General features: G+C 70.3%; 23 protein-coding genes, 1 tRNA gene, 1 other RNA gene and 1 pseudogene. 14 read left to right on the top strand and 12 right to left on the bottom strand.

Translation table 11 applies throughout. The features are described 5' to 3' along the window. Positions 1–12 precede the first annotated feature (12 nt). Together ACIGXW_RS24280 and ACIGXW_RS24285 are read left to right on the top strand one after the other, a co-directional pair. Positions 13–1,584, top strand: coding sequence for an ATP-binding protein (locus ACIGXW_RS24280; protein WP_399574979.1), 1,572 nt, complete (start codon positions 13–15; stop codon positions 1,582–1,584). A 166-nt stretch (positions 1,585–1,750) separates the two neighbouring features. Then, complete coding sequence (locus ACIGXW_RS24285; RefSeq protein ID WP_399574980.1) at positions 1,751–3,793, top strand: M6 family metalloprotease domain-containing protein; 2,043 nt, start codon at positions 1,751–1,753, stop codon at positions 3,791–3,793. A 36-nt stretch (positions 3,794–3,829) separates the two neighbouring features. Here the strand turns inward: ACIGXW_RS24285 and ACIGXW_RS24290 are convergent, their stop codons facing one another. From ACIGXW_RS24290 to ACIGXW_RS24320, 7 genes are all read right to left on the bottom strand, one after another. Then, positions 3,830–4,777 (bottom strand): LysR family transcriptional regulator, encoded by a 948-nt coding sequence (locus tag ACIGXW_RS24290; protein WP_399574981.1) that lies wholly within the window; start codon positions 4,775–4,777, stop codon positions 3,830–3,832. 97 nt (positions 4,778–4,874) lie between these two features. Beyond that, complete coding sequence (locus tag ACIGXW_RS24295; protein ID WP_399574982.1) at positions 4,875–5,480, bottom strand: pyridoxamine 5'-phosphate oxidase family protein; 606 nt, start codon at positions 5,478–5,480, stop codon at positions 4,875–4,877. Next, positions 5,477–6,418 carry a fatty acid desaturase family protein gene (locus tag ACIGXW_RS24300; protein ID WP_399574983.1) on the bottom strand — a complete coding sequence of 314 codons (942 nt, stop codon included), beginning with the start codon at positions 6,416–6,418 and terminating at the stop codon, positions 5,477–5,479. The genes ACIGXW_RS24295 and ACIGXW_RS24300 overlap by 4 nt, the downstream gene beginning before the upstream one ends. A gap of 2 nt (positions 6,419–6,420) precedes the next feature. Next, on the bottom strand, positions 6,421–7,380 hold the full coding sequence (locus tag ACIGXW_RS24305) for an iron-containing redox enzyme family protein (protein ID WP_399574984.1): 960 nt from the start codon (positions 7,378–7,380) through the stop codon (positions 6,421–6,423). Between the two features lie 220 nt (positions 7,381–7,600). Beyond that, a complete protein-coding gene (locus tag ACIGXW_RS24310) occupies positions 7,601–8,359 on the bottom strand; it encodes a 2OG-Fe dioxygenase family protein (protein WP_399574985.1) in 759 nt (252 codons plus the stop codon). A gap of 2 nt (positions 8,360–8,361) precedes the next feature. Beyond that, positions 8,362–9,312 (bottom strand): EamA family transporter, encoded by a 951-nt coding sequence (locus ACIGXW_RS24315; protein WP_399574986.1) that lies wholly within the window; start codon positions 9,310–9,312, stop codon positions 8,362–8,364. 107 nt (positions 9,313–9,419) lie between these two features. Further along, positions 9,420–9,935, bottom strand: coding sequence for a hypothetical protein (locus tag ACIGXW_RS24320; RefSeq protein ID WP_399574987.1), 516 nt, complete (start codon positions 9,933–9,935; stop codon positions 9,420–9,422). A 157-nt stretch (positions 9,936–10,092) separates the two neighbouring features. Between ACIGXW_RS24320 and ACIGXW_RS24325 the strand changes: the two genes are divergently transcribed. Together ACIGXW_RS24325 and ACIGXW_RS24330 are read left to right on the top strand one after the other, a co-directional pair. Continuing rightward, a complete protein-coding gene (locus tag ACIGXW_RS24325; protein ID WP_399574988.1) occupies positions 10,093–10,755 on the top strand; it encodes a TetR/AcrR family transcriptional regulator in 663 nt (220 codons plus the stop codon). 97 nt (positions 10,756–10,852) lie between these two features. Next, positions 10,853–10,990, top strand: a pseudogene (locus ACIGXW_RS24330) (IS5/IS1182 family transposase); the annotation flags it as partial. Positions 10,991–11,005: 15 nt separating this feature from the next. Here the strand turns inward: ACIGXW_RS24330 and ACIGXW_RS24335 are convergent. The 3 genes from ACIGXW_RS24335 to ACIGXW_RS24345 form a co-directional block, all read right to left on the bottom strand. Then, positions 11,006–11,635 (bottom strand): SLATT domain-containing protein, encoded by a 630-nt coding sequence (locus ACIGXW_RS24335; RefSeq protein WP_399574989.1) that lies wholly within the window; start codon positions 11,633–11,635, stop codon positions 11,006–11,008. Between the two features lie 125 nt (positions 11,636–11,760). Next, a complete protein-coding gene (locus tag ACIGXW_RS24340) occupies positions 11,761–13,875 on the bottom strand; it encodes an ATP-binding protein (protein WP_399574990.1) in 2,115 nt (704 codons plus the stop codon). A 182-nt stretch (positions 13,876–14,057) separates the two neighbouring features. Next, positions 14,058–15,434, bottom strand: coding sequence for a metallophosphoesterase family protein (locus tag ACIGXW_RS24345; protein ID WP_399574991.1), 1,377 nt, complete (start codon positions 15,432–15,434; stop codon positions 14,058–14,060). A 380-nt stretch (positions 15,435–15,814) separates the two neighbouring features. Between ACIGXW_RS24345 and ACIGXW_RS24350 the strand changes: the two genes are divergently transcribed. Next, positions 15,815–17,077 (top strand): hypothetical protein, encoded by a 1,263-nt coding sequence (locus ACIGXW_RS24350; RefSeq protein ID WP_399574992.1) that lies wholly within the window; start codon positions 15,815–15,817, stop codon positions 17,075–17,077. 79 nt (positions 17,078–17,156) lie between these two features. Here the strand turns inward: ACIGXW_RS24350 and ACIGXW_RS24355 are convergent. Further along, positions 17,157–17,244 (bottom strand) — tRNA-Ser (locus ACIGXW_RS24355). A 99-nt stretch (positions 17,245–17,343) separates the two neighbouring features. Between ACIGXW_RS24355 and ffs the strand changes: the two genes are divergently transcribed. The 5 genes from ffs (at position 17,344) to ACIGXW_RS24380 (ending at position 21,545) form a co-directional block, all read left to right on the top strand. Beyond that, an RNA gene (gene ffs, locus ACIGXW_RS24360) (signal recognition particle sRNA small type) lies at positions 17,344–17,438 on the top strand. 86 nt (positions 17,439–17,524) lie between these two features. Then, the gene (locus tag ACIGXW_RS24365; RefSeq protein WP_399574993.1) at positions 17,525–19,750 is read left to right on the top strand and encodes a DNA polymerase III subunit gamma and tau; all 2,226 of its coding nucleotides are present in this window, start codon (positions 17,525–17,527) and stop codon (positions 19,748–19,750) included. A gap of 142 nt (positions 19,751–19,892) precedes the next feature. Then, positions 19,893–20,231, top strand: a complete 339-nt coding sequence (locus tag ACIGXW_RS24370; protein ID WP_399574994.1) for a YbaB/EbfC family nucleoid-associated protein — start codon at positions 19,893–19,895, stop codon at positions 20,229–20,231. 44 nt (positions 20,232–20,275) lie between these two features. After that, entirely contained in the window at positions 20,276–20,875 is a 600-nt protein-coding gene (recR, locus tag ACIGXW_RS24375; protein WP_071963900.1) for a recombination mediator RecR, read from the top strand. Beyond that, positions 20,868–21,545 (top strand): DUF5063 domain-containing protein, encoded by a 678-nt coding sequence (locus ACIGXW_RS24380; protein WP_399574995.1) that lies wholly within the window; start codon positions 20,868–20,870, stop codon positions 21,543–21,545. Before recR ends, ACIGXW_RS24380 begins: the two co-directional genes overlap by 8 nt. A 51-nt stretch (positions 21,546–21,596) precedes the next feature. Here the strand turns inward: ACIGXW_RS24380 and ACIGXW_RS24385 are convergent, their stop codons facing one another. Further along, entirely contained in the window at positions 21,597–21,764 is a 168-nt protein-coding gene (locus ACIGXW_RS24385; RefSeq protein WP_399574996.1) for a hypothetical protein, read from the bottom strand. Positions 21,765–21,946: 182 nt separating this feature from the next. Here ACIGXW_RS24385 and ACIGXW_RS24390 point away from each other — a divergent pair, with 182 nt between their 5' ends. The 4 genes from ACIGXW_RS24390 to ACIGXW_RS24405 all read left to right on the top strand — a co-directional run bounded on the left by ACIGXW_RS24390 (position 21,947) and on the right by ACIGXW_RS24405 (position 24,793). Continuing rightward, on the top strand, positions 21,947–22,768 hold the full coding sequence (locus ACIGXW_RS24390) for a helix-turn-helix domain-containing protein (protein WP_399574997.1): 822 nt from the start codon (positions 21,947–21,949) through the stop codon (positions 22,766–22,768). Further along, on the top strand, positions 22,765–23,007 hold the full coding sequence (locus ACIGXW_RS24395) for a DUF397 domain-containing protein (RefSeq protein ID WP_399574998.1): 243 nt from the start codon (positions 22,765–22,767) through the stop codon (positions 23,005–23,007). The genes ACIGXW_RS24390 and ACIGXW_RS24395 overlap by 4 nt, the downstream gene beginning before the upstream one ends. Positions 23,008–23,186: 179 nt before the next feature. Then, on the top strand, positions 23,187–24,167 hold the full coding sequence (locus ACIGXW_RS24400; RefSeq protein ID WP_399574999.1) for a hypothetical protein: 981 nt from the start codon (positions 23,187–23,189) through the stop codon (positions 24,165–24,167). 47 nt (positions 24,168–24,214) lie between these two features. Continuing rightward, positions 24,215–24,793, top strand: a complete 579-nt coding sequence (locus tag ACIGXW_RS24405) for a Uma2 family endonuclease (protein WP_399575000.1) — start codon at positions 24,215–24,217, stop codon at positions 24,791–24,793. The last annotated feature ends 20 nt before the right edge of the window (positions 24,794–24,813 follow it).

Consider the following 24,813-nt stretch of genomic DNA (forward strand, 5'->3'; position numbering starts at 1 on the left):
GCCAGCCAGCAGATGTCGAACTATTCCGAGTGCCGGGACGACCTGGACAACTACCTGATCGCACGCGTCCCGGTGATCGCGCTGCGCACCATCGAGCAGCCGCGGGCGCTGCGCCTGGTGAAGGAAGTGGCGATGCAGCCGCGGCGGTCCGGAATGCCTTTCTGGATCTACACGCGCGCCACCGGCCTGCGGGAGCTGCGGTCCAACAGCACGGTGCAGGACGACCGTTCCCTGGTCGGCGCGATGGAGTACGCGGCCGCGCAGTTCACCAGCCGCCCCAACGCCACGCTGGTCCTCGTCGACCCCGACGACCTCGAGCAGGACACGGAGTTCACCCGCTACGTCGCCGAGCTGGCCCGGCTCGCCGACGCCAACGCCGGCAGCGTCGTGCTGATCACCGACAAGCCCATCTGGAGCGGGCTCCAGCGTCTGGGCATGAGCATGGCCCTGGACCTGCCGGACGCCGACGAGATGTACGCGACGATCCGTGGCTTCCTCGACGACCACGAGGGCGTCGTGCCCATCTCCTGGAACGAGGCCGACGCCCGGCGGGCCGCCGAGTTCCTGCTCGGGGTGACGGAGGGCGAGGCCGTCAACCTGCTGGCCACGCTGGTGGCGAAGGGCGCGGTGGGCCAGGAGGACATCCTGCGGCTGGCCCGTTCCAAGGACCGCATCTTCAGCGATCTCACCGGCCTGGAGAAGGTCGACCTCAAGGAGTCCGACTACGCGGTCGGGGGCCTGACGAACCTGCGGGACTGGCTGCGGCGCAAGCACGAACTCATGCACGCCGACCTGCGGGGCACGAACCTGCGCCCGCCGCGCGGCGTGCTCCTGGTCGGCGTGCCCGGCTGCGGCAAGTCGCTCTCGGCCAAGGCCATCGCCTCGCAGTGGCGGCTGCCGCTGTACCGGCTCGACATGGCCTCCATCCACGGCAAGTACCTGGGCGAGTCCGAGGGCCGGCTCCGGGAGGCGCTGCAGACCGCCGACCGCGTCGCCCCCTGCATCCTGTGGATCGACGAGATCGAGAAGGGGCTGGCGGGCCAGGGCGACCACTCGGGCGTCCAGCAGCGGGTCATCGGCCAGTTCCTGTTCTGGCTCCAGGAGTCCGGCTCCCGCGCCTTCGTCGTCGCCACGGCCAACGACGTCCGCAGCCTGCCGCCGGAGCTGCTGCGCAAGGGCCGGTTCGACGAGCTGTTCTTCGTCGACCTGCCCGACGCCCGGGACCGCAAGGAGATCATCGAGCTCTACTACCGCCGCTACGTCGGCACCGAGCCGTCCCCGGACCAGACCGACCAGCTCGTGGACCTCTCCGACGGCTTCGCGGGAGCGGACATCGAGGCGGCCCTCCACGAGGTCGGGGCGGAGGTGCACCTGGGCGGAGGGGTGGCGGCGCTGAAGCCGTCGTTCGTCCTCGACAAGTTCGCCAACACCGCCCCGCTGATCCGCACCAACCCCGAGCAGATCGAGGACATCCGCGCCTGGGGCCGCGAGCGCGCCATCCCCGCCGGCCGCACGGCGACCTCCTCCGCCGCCGCCCAGGGCGCGGCGGCGCCGTCCCGGCGCATCGTCTTCATGGGGGACTGACGTCGTGATGGGGGACTGACGTCTTCAGGGGCGTACTGGCGTCACAAACGCCTCGTTCGCACTCTGGCGTCCCGTCCCCCTCCGCCGTACCTTGAACCGCGGTGGGCCCGCCCACTCGAACGACTTGCCCTGCCCTCGTCCGATGCGTTCAGACAAGAGGTGAGTCTTGTTCCCCCGCCGCAGACGCGTCTCCCGATTACGCCGCCCAGCCGTCGTCGCCCTGCTGTTCGGCGTCCTGGCCGCCCTCGCCGCCGGGCCCGCCGGGGCGTTACCGGGCGCCGCGCAGCGGGGCCGGCCGCCGCTGGTGCAGCCGGTCGACCCGCAGCGCTGGCGCAACCCCGACGACATGACGTGGGCGGAGTACCGCCCCGTCCCCGGCACCGACTGGGCGAACCCGGCCGTCAAGCCCACGAAGCGCATGTTCAAGGGCGCCCTGGTGCTCCTGGACTACCCCGACGAGGAGTTCTCGGTCAGCAGGCCGCCGGGCTCGAGCATCTTCGGCAATCCGCTGCCCGCCGCTTCCCGTGTCCCCCGCGAGCGGCTGCCCGGGTTCTACCAGGACTTCCTGAACAAGCCCGGCACCCTCAACCACGGCCACACCATCAACGAGTACTGGATGGAGGACTCCGGCGGCCGCGTCGGCGTCGACCTGGCCGCCTTCGGCGTCTACCGCATGCCGTTCAAGTCCTACCAGTACGGCATCGAGCCCGACATGAACCCCGGCGCCTGCCCGAGCGGCGACGTCTGCGGCAAGAACATCCGCGCCGACGGCAAGGCGGCGTGGGTCGCCGACGTGGGGGCCGACAAGGCGGGCCGGTTCGACTTCGTCTTCTACCTGACCGCCGGTGTGGACGAGTCCTCCGCCTGGCAGGAGTTCGGGCAGATGAAGTTCGCGACCGCACAGGACGTGCCGGCCGCCTGGGGCCCGCCGTCCCCCACCCCCTCCGGGGGCAACGCCGCCAGGACCCGCTACGTACCGTGGACGTCCTGGCAGGCGGCCGCCCGCATCTGGCCGAACGCCGCGAACGGCTCGTCCACCCAGGCCGAGAGCTCCGGCATGGCCACGTTCGCCCATGAACTCAGCCACATCCTGGGCATCGGCGACAACTACAACAACCCCTACGGCACGCCCTTGAGCCGCGCCTACACCGGCATCTGGGGCATGCTCTCCCGCGGCTCGTTCAACGGCCCCGGAGGCCCGCACACCCGCTGGCAGGTCCCCGCGGCCGCCGGCGGCTCGATGGGCGCCCAGCACGTCCTGCGCGACAAGCTCAAGCTCGGCATCGTCGACGACAAGAACGTCCTGCGCCTCGACCGCGACGCCCTCAAGGGCTCCGGCCTCGTCGTCGCCCGCGTCACCGCCCGCTCGGCGCCCCCGGGCGAGAAGGGACTGGCCGGCGTCAACATCACCATGGGCCGCGACCTGTCCCCGGCCTGCGACCGGACGACCGACCCGCTGTGCGACGGCGGCGGCTACGAGAACTACACGCTCGAGGTCGTCGACCGCATGGGCATGGACTCCTTCACCCCGGACAACGGCGTGCTGATCGGCAAGACCAAGAACGCGGACCGCGCCCCGTTCGCCTGGGTGATCGACGCGCACCCCGAGGACATCGGCCTGACGGACTTCAAGCGCCCCGACGGCACCCCGCAGAAGATCACCATGGGGGACTACCGGCAGCTCAGCGACGCGCTCTTCCACGCGGGCGCCGACTCCGGCAGCTCGTACGAGTACGTCGACCGGGCCAACCGGCTGCACTTCTACGTCCTCGACGTACGCCGCGACGCCGCCGGAGTGCTCTCCTACAGCGTCGGCGTCAAGTCGCTGGACGGCGCGGGACCGCAGCGGCGCGGGCTCGCCCTCGGCCTGGGCACCGCGAAGGGCAAGCCCGCCGGCCGGGCCCTGTGCACCTTCGCGCTCGCCAACACCGGGCAGAACGCCCCGCCCGGCCGGGGCGGCCACCCCGGGACCGTCGCCCCGGACCTGTCCTCCGATGTCTACCGACTGTCGGCGACGGCCTCCGGGCGCGGCTGGTCCGCCTGGTTGCCCAGCAGGCTCACGGCCGCCGCGGCCGGCGCCACGGTCCCGGTCGACGTCGCCGTGACCGCGAAACCGGGCGCGGAGCGAAGCGGCAAGGTCACGCTGACCGCGCGCTCGGAGAGCGACCCGTCCAGGACGGCCGAGGCCACCTGCTCGCTGAAGAAGTAGGCCGGCCGCCGGGCCCCCGCCGGGGCCCGGCGCCGGTCAGGTCACGATGGTCGGCAGCCGGTCCTGTATGTGGTCGATCAGCGCCTCCGCCGAACGGTCGAGCTCGGCCCGTACGGCGGGGAGCCACCGAGACCCGGCCGACTCCACGGACTCCAGGGCCACCACGGTGCGCTCCAGCAGCTCCGTACGCCGCACGGGAGCGACCCGTATGTCGCAGCGCTCCTCCTCGACGCAGGTCACCGGCACGAGCGCCACGGCCTGGGTCGCACTGGCCATGCGCTGCACCAGCGACCAGTCGTCCGAGCGGGCCACCACCCTCGGCCTGATGCCGAGGCGGGCCAGGTGCCGGCCGACCATGAGGTCGCAGGCGGAACCGCGCCGGGGCAGCACCCACGGCACGTCCGCGTAGCTGCGGATGTGCGCCATCGGGTCGCCCGCCGCGGCGAAGGCCCGGGGCAGCACCAGACCGAAGGGCTCGCGCCACAGTTCGCGCACGGTCAGCCGGGGGTCGAGCGACTGGTCCACGTCGAGGATCTCGCCGAGGGTGAGCACCATGTCCAGTTCGGCGTGCTCCACCTGGCTGGCCGCCCCGCGCGGGTCCACTTCCAGCAGTTCCACCTGGAATTGGTTCTGTCCCCGCAGTCGCTCCGCGGCCGGCAGCACACAGCCGGTGAGCGCCGAGGGGAAGGCCCCTATGCTCACCGACCGGCGGGGCGCCTGGGCGATGCCGTTCCTGATGTTGACCATGCCTCGTTCCCACTGGTGTGTGATCTTTTCGGCGAGTTCCGCCACCGCCTCCCCGGTATCGGTCAACCGGCCGCCCCGGCCGCTGCGTTCGAAGAGAGGCATCCCGCATTCCTCCCCGAGTCCCTTGATGCGCTGGGACACCGAGGAGGGCGCCAGGTGCATGGCCTGCGCCACCGCGTGCACGGAACCGAGTCGGCGCAGCTCCCGCAGTGTCCGCAGAGCGGAAATACTGGTCATGCTCTATGCCTCTTCCGTCATACCTGTTTCCGGTGGCGCGACGGTAGCAGCGGGGGCGGGGCGGAACAGTCGTCTTCGCGTCAGTTCTCGTCGGGTCTCATCGAGGCTGCCTGCCGACTGTCGGCAACAGGCCCTCGTATTCGGGTTTCTGCTTCCACGCCGGCTCCGGTGGCCGGTAGTCGGGCCGGGGGCAGTGCGCGGAATGCGTACCCGCCGCCCGGTCGTGCAGATATCGGGGACAGTTCTCGAAGACCTCCCGGATCCGTACCCGCAGGACCGCCTCGGCCCCGGGGTGCGCGGCGAGGGAATCGGCGTCGGTGAGCACCTCGCCGTCGCCGTTCACCCGCAGTTTCGCGGGCAGTTCGGGGAAGAGGAAGAGCAGCCCCACCCCGGGCGCCGCCATGGCGTTGCCCAGGGTGCGGTACATGCCGTTCCCGTCGTAACTGGGAATCTCCAGCGTCCGGGAATCGGGCACCCGGAGGAATCCGGGCAGCCCTCCCTTGTACGAGCACTCCGGGCGGCCCGCGGGATCCACCGTGGCCAGATAGACCGCGTCGGCGCCACGGACCCACCCGATGTGTTCGTCCATGAGGTGAGCCGTCACATAGCGCTCGGCGATGTGCGTCGCCAGCGCTTCGGTGCCCAGCTGCCGCTGCAGCCGGCGGCTGCCCTCGTGGTAGAAGGAGTCGGCTTCCACGCTCACACCGCGCTGGGTTTGCGGGAGGCCAGTTCCTTCGCCACCGACCAGTAGAAGGCCGGGTAGCTGCGCACCACATAGGCGCCGCGGCGCTGTACCTCGTCGTGCCGGTCGCGCAGCCGGTTGATCGGTACGGACATCGCCGCGTGGTGCTCGACGTGGAAGTTGTTGCCGTTGGTGTACCAGGAGCTGATCCTGCTGCCCTTGATGGAACGGGTGTTGCGCAGGACGTCCAGGCTGTCGGTCTCGCACAGCAGGTGCTCGGGCAGCTCCACCAGGAAGTGCAGTGGCTGTCCCACGAGCATCGGCAGCACCCACAGGGTGAGCACGAGCGGCCACTCGCCCAGGGCGCACAGAACGGCGGCCGCCGCGATCAGGGCGCCCATCATCCGGTACTCGCCGATCACCGCCCGCTGGGCCTTCGGCGAGATCTGCCCGAACGCGTACGACCAGGTGCCCCGGTAGGCCCGCCAGATCTCCACGCCGGTCCGGGCGAGCCGCACCACGTCGAAGAGCCCGCGCAGCATGCCCTTCCATGTGACGCCCTGGCGGGTGTCGAAGCCGAAGAATTCGGTGTCCTCGGGCGTTCCGAGATTGCGGTGGTGCTGCAAGTGCCGCACGCGGTAATGGGAGTAGGACACGAGCATCGGGGCTCCCAGCACCACGCCCACCCAGCGGTGGGGGCCGGGGCGGCGGAACGCCGAGTGGTGCAGGGCCTGGTGCTGCAGTTCGACCGCGTGGGTGTACACGGCCGCCAGTACCAGGACCCCGGCCGCCACGGCGGGCCAGGAATCCCGTGTGGCCAGGAACGCGCCGCCCGCCACGAGCGCCGCGCACAGGGCCAGTTTGCCGATGAACACACGCTCGTCCCGGGCGGACACCCGGCCTCGCCTGAACAGCGGATCGGCCCCGCTGCCGGTGTGCTCCACGGTGGGGGTGGCCATGCTTAGCGCACGCCCTTCATCTGCTGCCATATGCGGTTGTAGTAGGCGTTGGCGACCCGGATGCGGGTGACGACGCCGAGGCTGATCTCGCGCAGCAGTTCCGGCGAGCGGTCCACCAGGGGCACGAACACGCCGTCGAACCATTCGGCGCCGTGGTCGGCGTCCACGTGGACGTGGATGCGCTGGTATTCGATGACGTCCTCGGGGACCCCGAGCCGTGTGCAGCCGTCGACCATCGCCTGGAAGCGCGGCGAGGCGCTCTGCTCCAGTACGCCCATCGCACCGAGTGCGCGCGGCACGAGGTGGCGGTGGATTCCGTACATCAGCAGCAGGCAGGCGTTCTCGTACACCTCGGTGGAGTGCAGTTCGGACATGGCGACGGAGCGCTCGGCGAGCTGCTTGCGCATGTACTGGGCGGAGTGCTCGAACATCCGCGTGTGCATCTGGTCGAGCTTGCCCTCGCCCATCTCGTCCCAGTAGTTCTCCGCGATGGTGAGCTTGGTGACGCCCGCGGTGCCGATCTGCACCATGGCCATCAGGTCGTCGAACTTGCTGTCGACGAGCTCCTCGGCCATGAAGAACAGGGCGATCTCGCTGAGGGTGGCCTCCTCGGCGAGGTACCGGCAGAACTCCGGCTGGACGTGGCGCTCGGCGACGTCCAGGAACCAGGTGCGGAACTCCGCAGCGGTCTTCGGCAGTTGTGCCTCGTCCACCTGGGAGTCCTCCCAGCGGAGCCAGGCCTCCTCGACGGCGGCGAGCTGGGGGTCGGCGTTCAGCCGCGGGACGTTGAGGAACGTCTCGGGGCCGCCCATGTAGGCGAGGTAGTGGTCGTGCAGCCGGCGCAGCAGGGCCAGCCTCGTGGGGAGGTCCGGTGCCTGCCCGTCCTGCGGGAAGGCGGCCGTGACATCGGCCTCCGTGATGGTCCGGCCGGCAGCCAGGCTCTCCGACGTCATCGTGGACATGAAGATCTCCTCGGTCGTCTGCACAGGTCAACACCCTGATCGGCGGAGCCGGGCGGGCGCTGGGTGATCACCCTCGCCCGCCCGGATGCCGTAGCCAACGAATGTTCGAAGAGATCGATAGCTCGATGGGGGATTGCCCCGGATGCCCGACCTTGCCCGTTCCGGTCCCTGAGACGGGCCCAGGGGATTCGGCTCTGCCGAAATGATGGTCGGGGCGGGTTCAGGGCCGTCTGCTCAGGACGGCGATGAAGGTGTCCCGGTACCCCTCGCTCTCCCCGTCGGCCGGGACCACGGGGGTCACTCCGTGCATCGTCCGCACGTCGTCGTTGAAGAGGAACCCGCCGGGCGGGGCCATCTCCACGCTGACGATCCGCTTGCCGTGCCGCCCGTCGGGCAGCGCCTCGTACAGCGAACTCGTCCCGCCCGTGATGCCCTTGCGGTCGATCACCACGGTGAAGACGTAGTCGACGCCGTCGTGGTGCACGCCCTCCGGCGTGGGCTTGCCGGCCGTGCCGGGCCGGGCGAGTATCCGGTTCTGGAAGACCTGGGCGTACCAGGTCCGCGGCCCCCGGTCCTCGGTCTCGTCCAGCTGCCGTGCGCACCAGGAGAGCAGGGTGTGGGCGACGGGGCCGTGGGCGACCCGGTCGGAGAAGGGCTCGAAGAGCCGCGGCACCCCGCCGTTGAGGCGGTTGATCTCCTTGGCCTGCTCGTAGGCCTTGTGGGGCAGCAGGCGCACCTCGTCGGCGGTGCAGTCGAACTCGGAGTAGCGCCGCAGCCGGTAGTCGCCGCCGTCCGCCATGAAGGGGTCCCGTGCGAGGTCCTCCCAGGAGGCGGTGAAGGCGTCCCACTCGGCGGTGCCGGTGACGGGCGTGCCGAGGGCGGTGTCGATGTCCCCGGCGGCCCAGCCCACGTCGCGCAGCCCGCTCACGACCGGGTTCGCGAGGCCTGGTGCCTCCGTGCGGTGTTCCTGAACGCTCATGGCTATCCCTTCGTCGCCGACTGCGGTCGCGCCGCCGGATCGTGTGTCTGGTGCTCCTGCTGAGGTGGTGAGCTACGGGAGAAGCGGCGCCCCAGGGCGCGGACGGCGTCCTGCCGGACGACGGCGACGACACCGGCGAGGATGAGCACGCCGCCCGCCCCTTCGGCGGCCGTCGGCACCTCGTCCTGGACCAGCCAGGCGGTGGCGACGCCCACGACCGGCACCAGCAGCGACAGCGACCCCACGCGCGCGGCCGGGTACGTCTTCAGCAGCGACGCCCAGATGCCGAAGGCGACGATCGTGGAGAGCACCACGGTGAAGGCCAGGGAGCCGATGCCCTGCCAGGTGAGGTGGGTGAGCGCGTGGGCGTCGCGCGAGGGCCCCTCGAAGACGAGGGAGAGCAGGGCCAGGGGCACGGGGGCCGCCAGCGCCGACCAGATGGTCAGCTTGAAGCCGCTGTCGGGCTGGGCGATCCGCGTGGTGATGTTGGCCGCCGCCCAGCAGGCGCCCGCGGCGATGACGACCAGCAGCGCCCCGGCCGGCGACGATCCGGAACCGAGCGCGATGACCGCGAGCCCGGCCACGCCGGCCAGCACGCCGGTCACCGGGATCCGCCCCGGCTTCTCGCGCAGCACCAGATAGGCGAAGAGCACGGTGAACGCGGCCTGTCCCTGCAGCACGAGCGAGGCGAGCCCCGGCGGGACTCCGAGGTTCATGCCGACGAAGAGCAGCCCGAACTGGCCGGCCCCCTGGAAGAGCCCGACGAGGGCCACCAGTTTCCAGGGAGCGCCCGGCGCCCCGATGAAGAACACTGCGGGAAGGGCTACGAACGTGAAGCGCAGGGCGGCGAAGAGCAGTGGTGGGAAGGACTCGAGGCCCGTATCGATCACCACGAAGTTCGCACCCCAGATGACCACGACGAACAACCCGAGGAGCGTATGGCGTCGGGACATGCTTCGTTCCTCTCTTCCGACGGCACGCCCAGTCTCGAAGCGGCCCGGCCGCAGCCCAAGGACTGTTCGAGAACTCCGCACACCGAGGTCGGAGGGGGTGCCGGCCTCTAGAGGGAGACGAGGGCCAGGGCGAGGGCGGAGCCGGCGAAGACGACGGTGTGGCGGACGTTCTGCAGGACGCGGGTCCAGGCGGGGAAGGCGCCCTCGGCGGCCTCGAGGAAGGCGGGGACGTCGACCCGCAGGAGCTCGGCGTCGCCCTTGCGCCGGAAGGCGGCCCGGACGGACTTCACGGCGCCGAGCTGGCTCTGCAGGATGGCGATGTTCGCCAGGAGCGCGATCGAGGAGAAGACCCAGGTCAGGGTGGTGCCCCAGGGGTTGCCGGCCAGGTTGAGGGCGGCGGCGGTGAGCATGGCGGCGGCGAAGCTCCCGGGCGCCCACCACTCGTGGCCGCTCGCGTCGAAGCGCAGCCCGTTCTCCTCCAGGACGGGCGGACGCACGCCCTGGCGCCGCAGCTCGGCGACGGCCGCGGCCTTGGCGGCGCCGCCGAAGCGGTGGCGCAGCAGGGGGATGCTCGCGAAGGCGGCGGCGACGAGGATCTGGGCGACGGCGGCGAGCGTGTTCACGGGGGCTTCTCCTTCTCAGGGCCGGTGGACGTTCCACCGAGGACTTGCACTTAGTTCAAGTCCCGACGTGAAGAACTGTAGAGGCCGACTTGAACACTGTGCAAGTGATCTCTTGAACTTTGTGCAAGACGGGGTCGCGGTGACCTATCGTGAGCGCATGCCACGCGACACGCTGACCCGGGAACAGATCGTCAGGACCGCCGTCGAACTCCTCGACGCGGACGGCCTGGAGGGCCTCAACATGCGCAGCCTCGGCCAGCGCCTGAACTCGGCCGCCACCGCCGTCTACTGGCACGTCAAGAACAAGGACAACCTGGTCACGCTCGCCGGCGACCAGGTCTGGGACGAGATCCGGCTGCCGGACCTCGACACCGTCGACTGGCGCACCGCGGCCACCGCCATGGCCACCGACCTGTACGCGATGTTCGCCCGGCACCCCTGGCTCGTGCAGGCCTTCGCGACCCACCTCTTCCACGGCGCCGGCAAGGCCCGCCACGACGACCACAACCTCGCCGTCTACGAGAAGGCCGGCTTCACCGGCCCCCAGGCCGACCTGGCCGCCGCCTCCGTCTTCACCTACGTCCTCGGCAACGCCTCCGGCGCGGCCGCCACCGCCTCGCTGACCCGCCGGATCGAGCGCGACGGCGGCGACGCGCAGGAGGTCTTCGCCGCCACGATGAAGGAGGCCGCCGAAACCGCCTCCCGCTTCCCGCGCCTGCGGTCCCGCATCGACTCCGCCGACTACGCGGAAGCCCCGGACGACACGTTCGGCTTCGGCCTCCAGTGCCTCCTCGACGGGCTGGAGGGGCGGCTGGTGTGATGGGGGTCGCGCGGGGCGAGATGGAGGTCTTGGCTTCGGAGCGCGGCGGCGTGACCCAAGGTCCACCTGGGTCAGTGAGGCTGGGCCCACCCACCGACGGTCACGGAACGCGGTCGAGCGCTTCATCGGCCGCCTAAAGCAGTGGCGCGGCCTGGCAATGCGCACCGACCAACTCGCCATCGCCTGCCAGGCTGCAGTCCACCTCACGGCCATCCTCATCTGGCTCCGCAAATAACCAAAGAGGCAGACCTTATGAGGCTCCGGTCATCTGCCCGGGCGCGGCGCCGCGCGAACTGCGTGTCACTGTGGTCGAGTTCAGCTCATCCAGACCCTCGGCTAGGTAGCCGATCCAGCCGGACGTCTCCTCCTGCATGGTCTCGTGCACCTTGCTGTGCAGGCGCTCGACCACGGCGAGAAGCTCCCGCAACTCCTCCTTCCTGGGCTGGGCGGGATCGAGCGTCACCAGCACGGTGACCCATTCGGACTGGGCGCGGGCCAGCGCGTGCTGGAGGGCGATCCCGGTCCGCGCGAACCGGCTCCAGGAGGTCGAGTGGCCGAAGACCCGGTCGAAGAGCACGCACCCGGCACCGATCGCGAGGAGGACGAATCCCCAGTCGGGAGTGATCAGGTCGGGTGACGCTCCGTGGACGAGCGGGATGATGCCGCCGAACACCGCGGCGCCGACGGCGACGCTCCGCAGCAGCCGCGACCACTGTGCGGGGCGCCTGCGCTTGGTGAGGTACCAGTCGATCGCCTCGATGGTGTAGCGCTCGGCGTGGGTGAACAGGGCGGTGACGGTGGCGAGCCGGTCCTCCGGCCGCACCCTGCCGACCGTGAGAGAGGAGAGCTTGAGGTCCTCGATCCGGCGTCCGAGGGGCATGGGTGATGCCTTCCGCTGTGTGGCCGCGCAGGCGGCCGGTTCCAGGGACGGTGAGGTGCGTGGGTGGTGCGCTGCCGCGCTGGCTCGGTGGGACGGCCCGGCAGGCGGGGCGGTCCCACCGGCGCTCAGAGGTCTTCGACGGCCAGGTGGGTGAAGTCGTCGCCAGTGAGGCGCGCTAGCTCCTCCTGGATCATGCGCCACCGGCTCCGCCTCACAGTGATGCGGGTCTCGTCGATGACCTGTTCGCAGAGGCTGTCCAGGATCGCGGTGACCGCCCGGTCGGCCGAGGGCTCGCCGTCACTGCGGCCCAAGGACGCCTCCAGCGCTCGGATGACCGGATGGGCGGAGTTGAGGAACACCCGGGGCCGTTCGGTCGTCGAGGTCTGGGCGCGGCGACGCTCGATGCCCTGGACCCGGGTGACCGACCTCGCACCGCGTAGCCGGGGCAGGGGAAGGGAGAGGGACGGGCCGAACGCTGTGCTCTCGGAGAGCGCATAGTCCGAACGCAGGAGCCTCCACAGGCTGCCGGTGCGGGACTCGGGCAAGACGGCCTGGAAGTTCTCGGTGAGGTGCGAGGCCGAGTAGACGGTCTTGAGCGAAGCGTCGTGCGGCCATGCCTGCTTGAGCAGGGCCAACTCACTGTCGTTCATCGCGACCAGCCACTCGTCGATCTGCTCGGCCCGGACGAAGGCGGGGAAGACCGGGGTTTCTGTGAGCCCCTTCGCCACGGCGATCGAGCAGACCTGCGGATCGACCTCTGACAGCGGCACGTGGCGCACGGTGCCGTCGGCTGAGTTGACCAGCACGGGGCAGTTCGCGAAGTACGCCTGGGCGCAGGCCCGGTTCAGCTTGGGGATCTGATGGAACGTGGTGTCCCACGGGTAGCCGGCCCTGGGCCGGAAGACGTCGGTGAGAGCTTGGATGATCGCGCGGCGGCGGTCCTCCGGCCCGCGGGCACTGGCGCCCGCCGCTCGGACCAAATCGGGGACGAGGTGGACGAGTTCCTTGACGAGGAGCTGCTCGATCTCGTCCTGGAGATCCTCAGCCGCCCCGAGTTCGTTCCGAGACGCCAGGACCGGCGCGTGATCGCGGGCGAAGTCGATGGTCAGGTAGAGACCGCTAAGATTCAGGTCCAGGCTGGTCGCGTAGTACCTGGATGAATCTCTGTCCTTCGATGGGCGCAGTCCCTTGCGCTCGCTGATGCGGACCCCGTCGGCGGAGAACGTCAGCGAGGTAAAGCCGATGGCACTGAACTCGGGCGTTTTCGCGTCGCGTCCGCTCTTACGGCAGTGCGGCTTGGGATCGTGCAGGAGCTCGACCTTGAAGCCGACCTCGTGGGTCCCGAGCTGGGCGCGGCCCTCGCGGGTGAGGACGTCCCAGTCGGCCAGCGCGCTTCCGTGCCGTCTGACGGCCGAGAACGTGGCCAAGGAGCTCGGAATGCCCGGCAAGGGCGAAGCGTGCAAGAATTCCGGCAGGTAGGCGAAGAGGTCCTGCAGTGCGGCTCTGAACTGAGACGCCTTGAGCGGCTCGGTCAGCGTGACGGTGATCTCGGTGCCGATGTCGCAGGTGGTGAAGTCCGTGTAGAACGGCCGGTCGGGGGCGGTGAACTGGACCAGAACGCCGTCGACGGGGCGGCTGCCCGATGTGCGGGTGCGGACGTCCACCGCCGCGGCGGCGCTGAAGACGGAGGCGAACCCGATCCCGAAGCGCCCGAAGAACGCTGGCATGTCGGCGGGCTGCTGGGCCTCCGCGGAGCTCCGCCAGCCGGAGCGCCCAAGCACCGAGAGCTGGTTCACCACCTGCTGGTAGGTCATCCCGATGCCGTTGTCGCGGATGACGACGACGTGCTCGCTCCGCCGCTCGACGTGGACAGCTGGGGTGTAGTCGGCCTCGCCGCTCTTCGCACGCATGGACGTGGCGTCCACGGCGTTCTGTATGAGCTCTCGAAGCCATACGTGCTGGCGGTCGCCGTAGAGCGCCTGACCCATCAAGATCTCCGTCACCGGGCGTGGGTCTACCCGGATCTCGTGGTGGTTCATGCTCCGGTCCACCCAGTTGGGCGTGTCCAGCTCAAACCGCAGCAGCGGGTGGATCAGCTGCCACTTGCGCCAGAGGTCGTCCAACTCGGTGAAGTAGCGACGGATGGAGTGCAGGGCCTCCGAGGCCAAGTGGAACGTGCGGCGCTCGGTGGCCGCGAGATCGAACACGAGGACGTCGCCGCCGTTCGGGGCCACGTGCACGGAGAGTATGTTGCGGCCGCGTTGGTCGGCTGCCCCGGTGCCGTCGATCAGACTGGGACTGTCCAGGAGTTGGGTCAGTCGGGCGAGGCCCCAAAGATAGGCGTATGCCTTCGCAGCCGGGTCGCGACGTAGGTCGCCGACGGTCCGAATTCGGCTTGGTTCCGCCACGCTGACGTGGTCGATCACCCGGAGCAGCTCTGCCAGGTCGGGCGCCCCGCCGGGCGTGGCGCCCACGAGCCGGGCCGCGTCCTCCTTGAGCCGGGAGGCAACGCTGAAGTCGGCCTGCGCCTGAACGCCCCAGCGGCGTGAGCTCGGACCACCGACAGCTCGGCGAGGACGTACGCGAACGCGAACGAGGGGCCGTCCAAGAGGTAGGGCGCCAGGCCGTCGTGGCGGTCCACGAGTTCGACGGCCGCCTGGAGCATGTCGAGGCTGTGGCGCACTTCGCGGTCGCAGTCGGTGAGCTCCGGCACCCGCTCGCGCAGGCGGGTGATCTCCGGCAGCGTGTCGCCGAACCGGGAGCGCGCCCCCGTCCCCGTTCGCGCCGCGGACTCCGCACCCGGTCGGCGTGACTTGAGGACGGCCGTTGGCGGCCTCCCATTGTCGGCGTAGACGTCCGTGAACTCCTTGAACGACTGTGAGTAGACGCTGTCGTACTTGAAGTACTGCACGCGGCACTCGCCGGTCGCGACGTCGATGGCACCGACGCTGTAACCACGGGGGTAGCGGGCAGAGTCGTCCCCGTGTGGCCGTCCGAACAGCAGCATCGAGGGAATGCGCAGGACGGTGGAGTGGGGCGAGCTGAGCTGTCCGAGCTCGCGCGGACTGTGGACGTGCCCGAAGAGCCCGATCTGGTAGTTCCGGCGCAGGCTCTGCATGGCCGGGTCGCAGACGTCCTCGTTCAGCCACTCGAACGGATGGTGCTGGGCGAAGAGGGTGAAGTCGGTGTCCTCGGCCGGCTCCGGGGCCTGGTCGATGGATAGCAGCAGCCGGCCGCGGTCGCTCTCCGTCGGGGCGTCTGCCTCGTGGTAGAAGCCGGCCCAGGCCGAATTCAGGCCCAGGACCGTGAGCTTGTGTCCCGCCGCGGTGATGGTGTGGGTCCAGCGGTAGGCGTCGTCGGTCCCTGTGGGGCCCCACTGCGCCACGAAGTCGGAGTAACTACGGAAAGGATCGGCGAAGTTCGCGCGGTTGCGCGAGTTGCTGAGAAAGGCATCGACAGCGGCCGGGTCCGCCAGGTCGGTGATCAGTCGGCTCTGCTTGATCAGCGCCTCGTCACGGTCCATGTCGTGGTTGCCCGGGACGAAGAGCAGCGGGACGTCTTCGCCGAGCAGGTCCCGCAGCGGTGCGATGAGGTGCTCGCCGGCCGAGTCGTACTGCTTCGACTGGCCCGAGTATGCGATGTCGCCGGTGAAGACGACGAAGTCGGGACGCCCCGAGACGGCCACGGACTCGCGGAGGTGCCGCAGCAGGTTGTCGATGTACCGCTTCAGCTCCGTGGACGGATCGGCCGGCCAGTGCAGGTCCGATAACTGCCACCACGTCAACCCACCCCGAACCACTGCTGGCTCCTTGCTCCCGACGGCTTGCGAATGCGCTGCCCCCCGTGCCTTCTCCGGGAGGGTACTCGACAGCCCGAACAAGAGCGGGTGTTGAGGCATGGATGGCCGTCGGGTGCGGGGGTCGGGGAGGGAGGGCGGACCTAAGGCCGACCGGAAGGCCGCTCGTATGCAACGGGGTTGCCAGCCCCTCACCGGGCGGGTGTTCCAGGACGTTGCCGACAAGATCAGCGGGCTCCTCTGGCCCGTACACGTCCTGGTCCTCTGCCGAAACCGGCAGCGGGTCGGTCCGCTTTTAGGACGCCGCCTGTGGGCGTATGCGGAGGCATCTCCGTGCCTTCCACGACCTGTTGAGTGTCAGTGCCCGCTTCTATCGTGGAGAGATGGCAAATGGGGTGTGGCACACCGGATATGGCATAGCGATCAATCTGTCACTGCCTGACCTCGGTCATCCGGGGCGTCCCGATCTGTTACGGGAGATCACTACGAGCGTCGCCGAGCGTGATCCGCAGCTGCTCGAATGCCTCGCGCATCACGACGGTCGCGAGTGTGTGTCCGAGGCGGGCGGGAAGTCGCCGTGGATGTTTATCCGCCGAGGGCGCGTCGGAGGCCGTCGTCCCCTGGTCGCTTCCCACCTGCCGGTCACGCACAGGGCGACAGCGGCCGAGAGCGAGCAGCACAAGGCGACCAAGGAGCGAATTGTGGAGACCGCCTCGCGCTACGGCCTGGAGGCCGACGCCGAGGTGCCCACAGCGAACCGTCGGAGCATCTCGGACGCGCTGGTCACCGGTCCGGGCGGAATTCGGATCGGCTGGGAGATCCAGTACCACCACCTCAGCCCCAGCAGTGTGCACCGCCGGTCGGTCAATGCGGTGCAGAACCAGATCACGCCTCTGTGGGTGGCGAAGGACCGCACGGCGTCCCTGATCGATCGCGCGCCCTGGGCGCGAGTGGACGATATGCCGTGGAAGGAGATCGCGGGCGGTAGGGAAATGGTGATCCGCGGCGGGTACCGATACCTCCAGACGTGGAAGTGCGTCCCCAGCAGCCCTCGCGTCTGTCCCGTCACCGACGGCGCCGGTCACTGTGAGCAGCTTCACTCCGAGTGGTTCCTGCCCGCGCTCTGTCACCCCGAGAAGAAGACGGTGCAGCTGGAAGACCTGGTGCTGTCGAGCGCAACGGGGGACAGCGTGCCGGTTTACGTGCCGAACCGGGGCGGCGGCCGTGCCGGGCGTCACATGTGGGTGCCTGCGGCCGACTGTCGGCTCTGGCAGGAGATGACCGGACAGACGGATCCCCTGCCCACGGCGGAGCCCCAGGAGCAGGACGATGAGATCACTTTCGCCGAACAGGAGATCGATCGGACGTGTCGGGCGGGCGAGGAGGGCTGGTTCGTTAGCGACGCACGGCCCGTCCGCGACCTGGGCCAGCCGACCGGAGGCTTCACCCTGGCCCGGATGCCGGCGCAGCGGATTATGAGTCCGCTGTTGATCACGCCGGTCGAGCGCGCTGCGGCCTCCGCCGCGCTGGCGTGCCCGCCGTGGGAGCTGGGGCCGTGTGCGGAGTGCGGACAACTGATGCGGCGGTACGGGCGTGACGCGGCCATGTTCTGCAGCGTCTGCCGCGCCGTTTTGAACGGCCGCTAGCAGCAACTGCAACCCGGGAACGCCGAAGGCCCCGGCCGGTTTCCCGGTCGGGGCCTTCGGTTCGTGCCCGGTGAGGCACTGGCGGAGGATACGAGATTCGAACTCGTGAGGGGTTGCCCCCAACACGCTTTCCAAGCGTGCGCCCTAGGCCTCTAGGCGAATCCTCCGCCGCAAACAATACAAGACGTCGAGGGGTGCTCGCGAACGCCTTCTCCGGAGGTGGGGGAGGCGGCGCGAGCACCGCCCCGGATCGGCTAGGGTGGGGGTAAGCCCCTCACGTGGCGCTATCTCACCCAACTCCCCCAGGGCCGGAAGGCAGCAAGGGTAAGTGGGCTCTGGCGGGTACGTGGGGGGCCCTTGTGTTTCCGGGCGGGTTTCCGGGGCCGGCGGGAGGCCGGAATCTGTGACCGAGGCCACTTGTCAGTGGGGCCCGATATCGTCGTAGGCGTGTCGTCCCTCGCGCTCTACCGCCGCTACCGCCCCGAGTCCTTCGCCGAGGTCATCGGGCAGGAGCATGTCACCACCCCGTTGCAGCAGGCGCTGCGCAACAACCGGGTCAATCACGCCTACCTGTTCAGCGGGCCGCGCGGCTGCGGCAAGACGACCAGCGCGCGCATCCTCGCGCGCTGCCTGAACTGCGAGAAGGGGCCGACGCCCACCCCCTGCGGGGAGTGCCAGTCCTGCCAGGACCTCGCGCGCAACGGCCGCGGCTCGATCGACGTCATCGAGATCGACGCCGCCTCCCACGGTGGTGTGGACGACGCCCGTGAGCTGCGCGAGAAGGCCTTCTTCGGGCCCGCCTCCAGCCGCTACAAGATCTACATCATCGACGAGGCGCACATGGTCACCTCGGCGGGCTTCAACGCCCTGCTGAAGGTGGTCGAGGAGCCGCCGGAGCACCTCAAGTTCATCTTCGCGACCACCGAGCCCGAGAAGGTCATCGGGACCATCCGGTCGCGGACCCATCACTATCCGTTCCGGCTCGTCCCGCCGGGCACCCTGCGCGAGTACCTGGGCCAGGTGTGCGAGCAGGAGGCCATCCCCGTCGAGGACGGGGTGCTGCCGCTGGTCGTGCGGGCCGGCGCGGGGTCCGTGCGTGACTCGATGTCCGTGATGGACCAGCTGCTCGCGGGCGCCACCGAGGACGGTGTGACGTATGCCATGGCGACGTCCCTCCTCGGCTACACGGACGGCTCGCTGCTCGACGCCGTCGTCGACGCCTTCGCGGCGGGCGACGGCGCCGCCGCCTTCGAGGTCGTCGACCGCGTCATCGAGGGCGGCAACGACCCCCGGCGCTTCGTGGCCGACCTGCTGGAGCGGCTGCGCGACCTGGTGATCCTCGCCGCCGTGCCGGACGCCGCCGAGAAGGGGCTCATCGACGCCCCCGTCGACGTCGTGGAGCGCATGCAGGCCCAGGCCTCCGTCTTCGGCCCCGGGGAGCTCAGCCGGGCCGCCGACCTCGTCAACGAGGGCCTGACGGAGATGCGCGGCGCCACCTCGCCCCGGCTCCAGCTGGAGCTGATCTGCGCCCGCGTGCTGCTGCCCGCCGCCTTCGACGACGAGCGCTCCGTCCGGGCCCGCCTCGACCGGCTCGAGCGCGGCGGATTCGCCGCCGCCGGCCCTGCGGGTGCTCCGGCCATGGGGTACGTCCCGGGGCCCGAGGCCCACGCGCCCGGCGGAGCCGGTGCAGGCCTGCCCGCGGGCCTGCCAGCGGGCCTTTCCGGGCCCGCCGCGGCCCGCGCGGCGGTCAACGGCGCCTCGGCGCCCACGCCTGCTCCTGCCGCGCCGCACGCCCCTGCCGCGCCGCAGGAGGCGTCGCCCGCCGCGCCCGGTGCCTGGCCCTCGGCGGCCGCCCCCGGGGCTCCCGCCCCCGCGCAGGCACCCTCCGCCCCCGCGGCTCCGGCCGCCGCCCCCGCGCCCCAGGCGGGCGCCTGGCCCACGGCCGCCAAGCCCGCCGCCTCAGCCCCCGCCGCGGCTCCCCAGGCCGGTGCCTGGCCCACCGCCGCCACGGCACCGCAGGCCCCGGCTCCCGCGCCCGCCGCTGCCCCGCACGCGGGCGGCCCGTCCGCCGCCCCGCAGCCGCAGGGCGACGCGACGCAGGCCCGGCAGATGTGGCCGAACATCCTGGAGGCGGTCAAGGGCCGCCGACGTTTCACGTGGATCCTGCTCAGCCAGAACGCCCAGGTCGCCGGCTTCGACGGCACCACCCTGCAGGTCGCCTTCTCCACCCCCGGAGCCCGCGACAGCTTCGTCAACAGCGGCAGCGAGGACGTCCTGCGGCAGGCTCTGGGCGACCTCGGCGTGCAGTGGAAGACCGAAACGGTCGTCGACCCCTCCGCGGGCGGCAATCCCGGCGGCGGTGGCTTCGGCGGCGGCGCCCCCGCTGCCTCCTCCTACGCCCCCCCGGCCTACTCCCCTCCGGCCCCGGCCCCCGCGGCCGCCCCCCGGCCCGCCGCGCCCCCCGCCCCCGGCCCGGAGCAGCGCCCGGCGCCGTCCGCACCCCCGGCCGGGCCCCCGCAGCAGCACCGCGAGCCGGAGCCGCCGCCGGTCGCCCCGGAGGACGACGTACCCGCCGAGGACGACCCCGACCTCGTCGACAGCGCCCTCACCGGCCATGACCTGATCGTCCGCGAACTGGGCGCGACGGTCATCGAAGAGATCGCCAACGAGTAGCGGACCGGTGCCGGACGGGGGAGCGCCTCCTACGCTCCAGGGCGCTCCCTTTCTCGTTCCTGCGGCGTAGGGCGCGCCGCGCGGGGAGCACGTAGGCTCGGGCTACCGAAGCAAATAGTTGTCGACAGCCAGGAGCGAATCCGTGATCCCCGGTGGTGGCCAGCCCAACATGCAGCAGCTGCTCCAGCAGGCCCAGAAGATGCAGCAGGACCTCGCCGCGGCCCAGGAAGAGCTGGCCCGCACGCTCGTCGACGGCACGGCCGGCGGCGGCCTGGTGAAGGCCACCGTCAGCGGCGCCGGCGAGCTGCAGGGCCTGGTCATCGACCCCAAGGCCGTCGACCCCGAGGACACCGAGACGCTCGCGGACCTCGTCCTCGCCGCCGTGCGCGACGCCAACGCCACCGCCCAGCAGCTGCAGCAGCAGAAGCTCGGCCCGCTCGCCCAGGGCCTGGGCGGCGGCATCCCCGGCCTGCCGTTCTGACCCGCGGCTGAGCCCCCGACAATCGCAGAAGGAGAACCCGATCCGTGTATGAAGGCGTAGTCCAGGACCTCATCGACGAACTGGGCAGGCTGCCCGGCGTCGGGCCCAAGAGCGCCCAGCGGATCGCGTTCCACATCCTCCAGGCGGAGCCGGCCGACGTCCGCCGGCTCGCCCACGCGCTGACCGAGGTGAAGGCCAAGGTCCGGTTCTGCGCGGTCTGCGGCAACGTGGCGCAGGAGGAGCGGTGCCGGGTCTGCCAGGACCCGCGCCGCGACCCCGCCGTCATCTGCGTCGTGGAGGAGCCCAAGGACGTCGTCGCCATTGAACGGACGCGAGAGTTCCGCGGCCGGTACCACGTGCTCGGCGGGGCGATCAGCCCCATCGAGGGCGTCGGCCCGGACGACCTGCGCATCCGTGAGCTGCTGGCGCGGCTCGCGGACGGCACGGTCACCGAGTTGATCCTGGCCACCGACCCCAACCTCGAGGGCGAGGCCACGGCCACGTACCTTGCGCGCATGGTGAAGCCGATGGGGATGAAGGTCACACGGCTGGCCAGTGGTCTGCCTGTTGGTGGAGATCTTGAATATGCCGACGAGGTCACGCTCGGGCGTGCCTTCGAAGGGAGAAGACTTCTCGATGTCTGACGCAACGCTGCATGACTCCAAGCGCGACCCGGGCGACTTCGCCGTGTCGGTCGCCGACTCGATCGAGAGTTTCATCGTGGCCGTCGCCGAGGTTTCCCGCGGCGACGCGGCCGACAGCGCCGTGCCCTTCCTGCTGCTGGAGGTCTCCCAGCTCCTCCTCACCGGCGGCCGGCTCGGCGCGCACGAGGACTTCCTGCCGGACGAGCGGTACGAGCCGGACGTCGGCCCCGAGCCGGACGTCGACGAGCTGCGCGAGCGGTTCGCGGCCATGCTCGATCCGGTGGACGTCTACTCCGAGGTCTTCGACCCCTACGTCCCGCGCAGCGCCCCCGTGGCGTCCCGCATCTCCGACGACCTCGCCGACATCATCACCGACCTGCGGCACGGCATGGCCCACTACCGCGACGGCCGCGTCAGCGAGGCCCTGTGGTGGTGGCAGTTCTCCTACCTCTCCAACTGGGGCCCCACCGCCTCCGCCTGTCTGCGCGCCCTGCAGTCCCTCGTCGCGCACGTACGGCTCGACCAGCCGCTGGACGAGCTCGACGGGCTCGACACGGACGCGGTGGCCGACGAGCAGCTGGCCGAGGAGGCCGGGCGGGTCATGGCGGCGGAGATCGCCGGTCCGCTGGGCCTCAGGTCCCTGGGGACCGGGTCCGGAACCGGCGCCTGAGCCCCCGGCCGGTGACGGTGCCGCCGGGGCGGTTCTCGGCGCGGCGGTGACCTAGCCCTCGCCGCCGTCGGCCTCGACGTCCGCTTCGGCCTCTTCGGCGGCCTCGTCATCGGCCCGGGCCCGGGCCTCCTCGGCCTCGCGACGCTTCTGCGCCAGCTCGGCCGCCTTCTTCTCCGAATACAGCCGCATGTCCGCCTCAGCCTTGCGGTCGTACATCATCGCTGCCTCCCTGAGCCGCCCCTCCTTCTACTGTCCGTGTCCGGCACGGAACGCGCGACGGCGTACGGACGCACGCGCCCGGATCGCGTGGTCATTCGCGGTTTAGGCCGAACACGATGCGTGATCGTGTCTAACCTGCGTGTGAGACGCGGCCGGCGGGGAAAGGCCCGGAGGGGAGAAACATGTCGGGCGACAGGCAAGCGCAGACCAGGTCCGCGACCATGCGGATGTTCGGTAGTCAGCTGATGGGCTGGCGCAAGCGGGCGGGGGTGAGCCGGGAGCAACTGGCCCAGGAGGCCGGGTACTCGGTGGAGCTGGTGAAGTCGGTGGAGCAGGGGCGGCGGAGCCCGTCCTTCCAACTGATCGACGCCGCCGAGTTGTTGTGCGATGCCGGTGGGCTGCTACGGGATGCGGCTACTCACATTGTGCAGAGCCGGTTCCCGGATTGGTTCGAGGAGTATGCGCGGTACGAGGCGGAGTGCGCCCAGCTCGGGGTCTACGAGAACCATGTGATCCCCGGTCTGTTCCAGACGGAGGACTACGCGAGAGTGGTGTTCCGGAGCAGCCGACCGATCCTCGACGAGGAGCAGATCGAGGAACGGGTGGCAGCTCGTATGGAACGCCAGCGGTTGCTGGACCGGAGCCCGATGCCGGTGATCAGCGCGGTGATCGAGCAGGTCGCGCTGGAACGGCCCATCGGCGGCAGGGAAATCATGCGCGGGCAGCTGCGACACCTGTTGCAGATTACCGAACGACGCAATGTGGACCTCCAGGTCATGCCGACGAAGCGCGAGACTCACGCCGGGCTCAATGGGGCCATGTGGCTGGTCGAGACGCAGGATCAGCAGAGGCTCGTCTACTTCGAGGGGCCGATGGGCAGCGTGCTGCACACGGGCCCCAAGGAGGTCTCTGCTCTGAACATGCGCTTTGCGATCCTGCGATCGCAGGCACTCACCCCTGAAGACTCGGTGGGTTTGATGGAGAAGATGCTGGGAGAGCTGTGAACAACGAACCCCGAATATCGGGTCATGAAGATCTGGACTGGTTCAAGTCCAGCTACAGCGGGGATGATGGCGGTGCCTGCGTCGAAGTTGCCACCTGCCCCCACACCGTCCACATACGTGACTCGAAGCTCGACCCCCGAGCTCCGAGACTCGACGTAACCCCCGCCGCCTGGGCGGCATTTCTGAGGTACGCCCCGAGCTCCGAGACCCGAGCGCTGCTTTCAAGGAATGGGCGGTAGAAGCTTTCTCCCACCCACCCACCCTCCCAAGTCGCCTTTACCACAAGCGCGGTGACTTTTCGTGATCGGGTTGCGACGCGGCGTGCGGACGCCCTAGCGTGCGAGCAACAAACAACCCCGGCCGGTGCTGCGAACACCGAACCGGGGTCTGACCCTCAAGATCGACAAGGACTCGATCCGTGGCTACTGCCAACCCTAGTGCCGTCCTGCCCGCCCCCGCACACCCCATGGCCAATCCCGGCTTCGGGAAGCGCAACGCCCCCGACCAGGCCCGGCCCACCGGCGACGACTTCGCACATCTGCCCAAGCGCGAGGCGTCGATCGCCGCGTTCCTCGACCGGCTGCCCGAAGGGGCGGCGATGGACGCGAAGACGCTGGCCAAGGTGCTACCGGACTACGGCCAGCGGGCGTGCCTGACGGCGCTGCAGCGCCTGAGGGATGCCGGGCACCTGCTCTCCCGTCCGGTGGCTGCCGCCACAGAGCGCGGCGTGCGCTGGGTGACGCGGACGTTCTTCTCCCGGACCGCCCGCTCGGGGGAGTGGTGGAAGCGGTTCGAGCGCGGCGAGGTGCCTGCGGAGGGCACCCCCGAGCCGGAACCCGAGCCCGAGCCCGTACCCGCCCCCACCCGTGCGGCCCCCGCGCCGCAGCGTTCCCGTGCGTACGGAGCCCTGGTCGCCCTCCGCCACTCCGACCCCCGGCTGACGCTCTCCGCCGCTGAGTGCGCGGCCCTTGAGCCGCTCGCCGAGGAGTGGCTGGCACGTGACACGACGGTCGAACAGATGACGGCGGCGGTGACGGCCGGGCTGCCGCCGGTGATCTTCAGCCCGGCCGGGTTCATTCGCAGACGACTGGAGGAAAAGATGCCCCCGATTCCCACGCGCTTGATCGCGGCGTACGACGACCGCTCCGTTTCCCGTCGGCCTCCCACCCTGAGCTTCTCGCCGTGCGGGGACTGCGGCGGGGTGGACCTCAACACGGAGCTGGGCGATTACTCGTGCGCGATCTGCGCGAGGGTCCCGGACGTGACGGACACGTTCCTCCCCGAGGACCCCTGGGGCGACCGGAGCGGGGAATGGGACGGCCTGTCGCCCGAAGAGGTCCGGCGCCGCACGGACGGCCTCCGGGTCGCCGCCCGCCAGGCCCGTAGGAGCCGTACATGACCGCGCCGCCCCTGGTAAGGGCACCATGGGGGGGAGGAGGCGACGCCATGACCCCGAGGATGACCGCCCAGCCACTGCTGTCCATCGAAGAGTTCGAGGAGCTTGCCCACAGGGCGCCGGAGACCGTCCGGCTTGAGTTCATCAACGGAAAGGTAGAGGTCAAGCCGGTGCCGGATGGTAACCACGGCACTGTTGCCGTGTGGCTGGCGAAGCAATGCATGCAGCAGCGGCCGGATCTCTCGCTCTACCAAGAGCAGGGGCTGAAGGTGGAGGCGTACCGCAAGGGCCGGGCGCGCCCGGACGGCGCCCTCGTGCCTGATGATCACTTCGCCGGGCAGGGGGAGTGGGCAGAGCCCGACGGCGTGCTGATGGCCGTCGAGATCACCTCGCACGATTCCGACACGAATCGTCGGGACCGGTTGGAGAAGCGCGACGGGTACGCGGCTGCGGACATTCCCGTCTATCTCCTCGTCGACCGCGAGCAGTGCGTGGTCATCGTGCACACGGAGCCGAAGCAGGGCGGGTACCGGAGCGTCATCACGCGTTCCTTCGGCGAGAAGGTCGAGATCCCCGCCCCCGTCGGCCTCGTGCTGGAGACCGAGAAGCTGAAGGATTACGTGGACTGACGGCCTACGGCCGGAAATCT

Origin of the sequence: Streptomyces sp. NPDC053079 (genome assembly GCF_044546695.1) — a bacterium.
GTDB lineage: Bacteria > Actinomycetota > Actinomycetes > Streptomycetales > Streptomycetaceae > Streptomyces.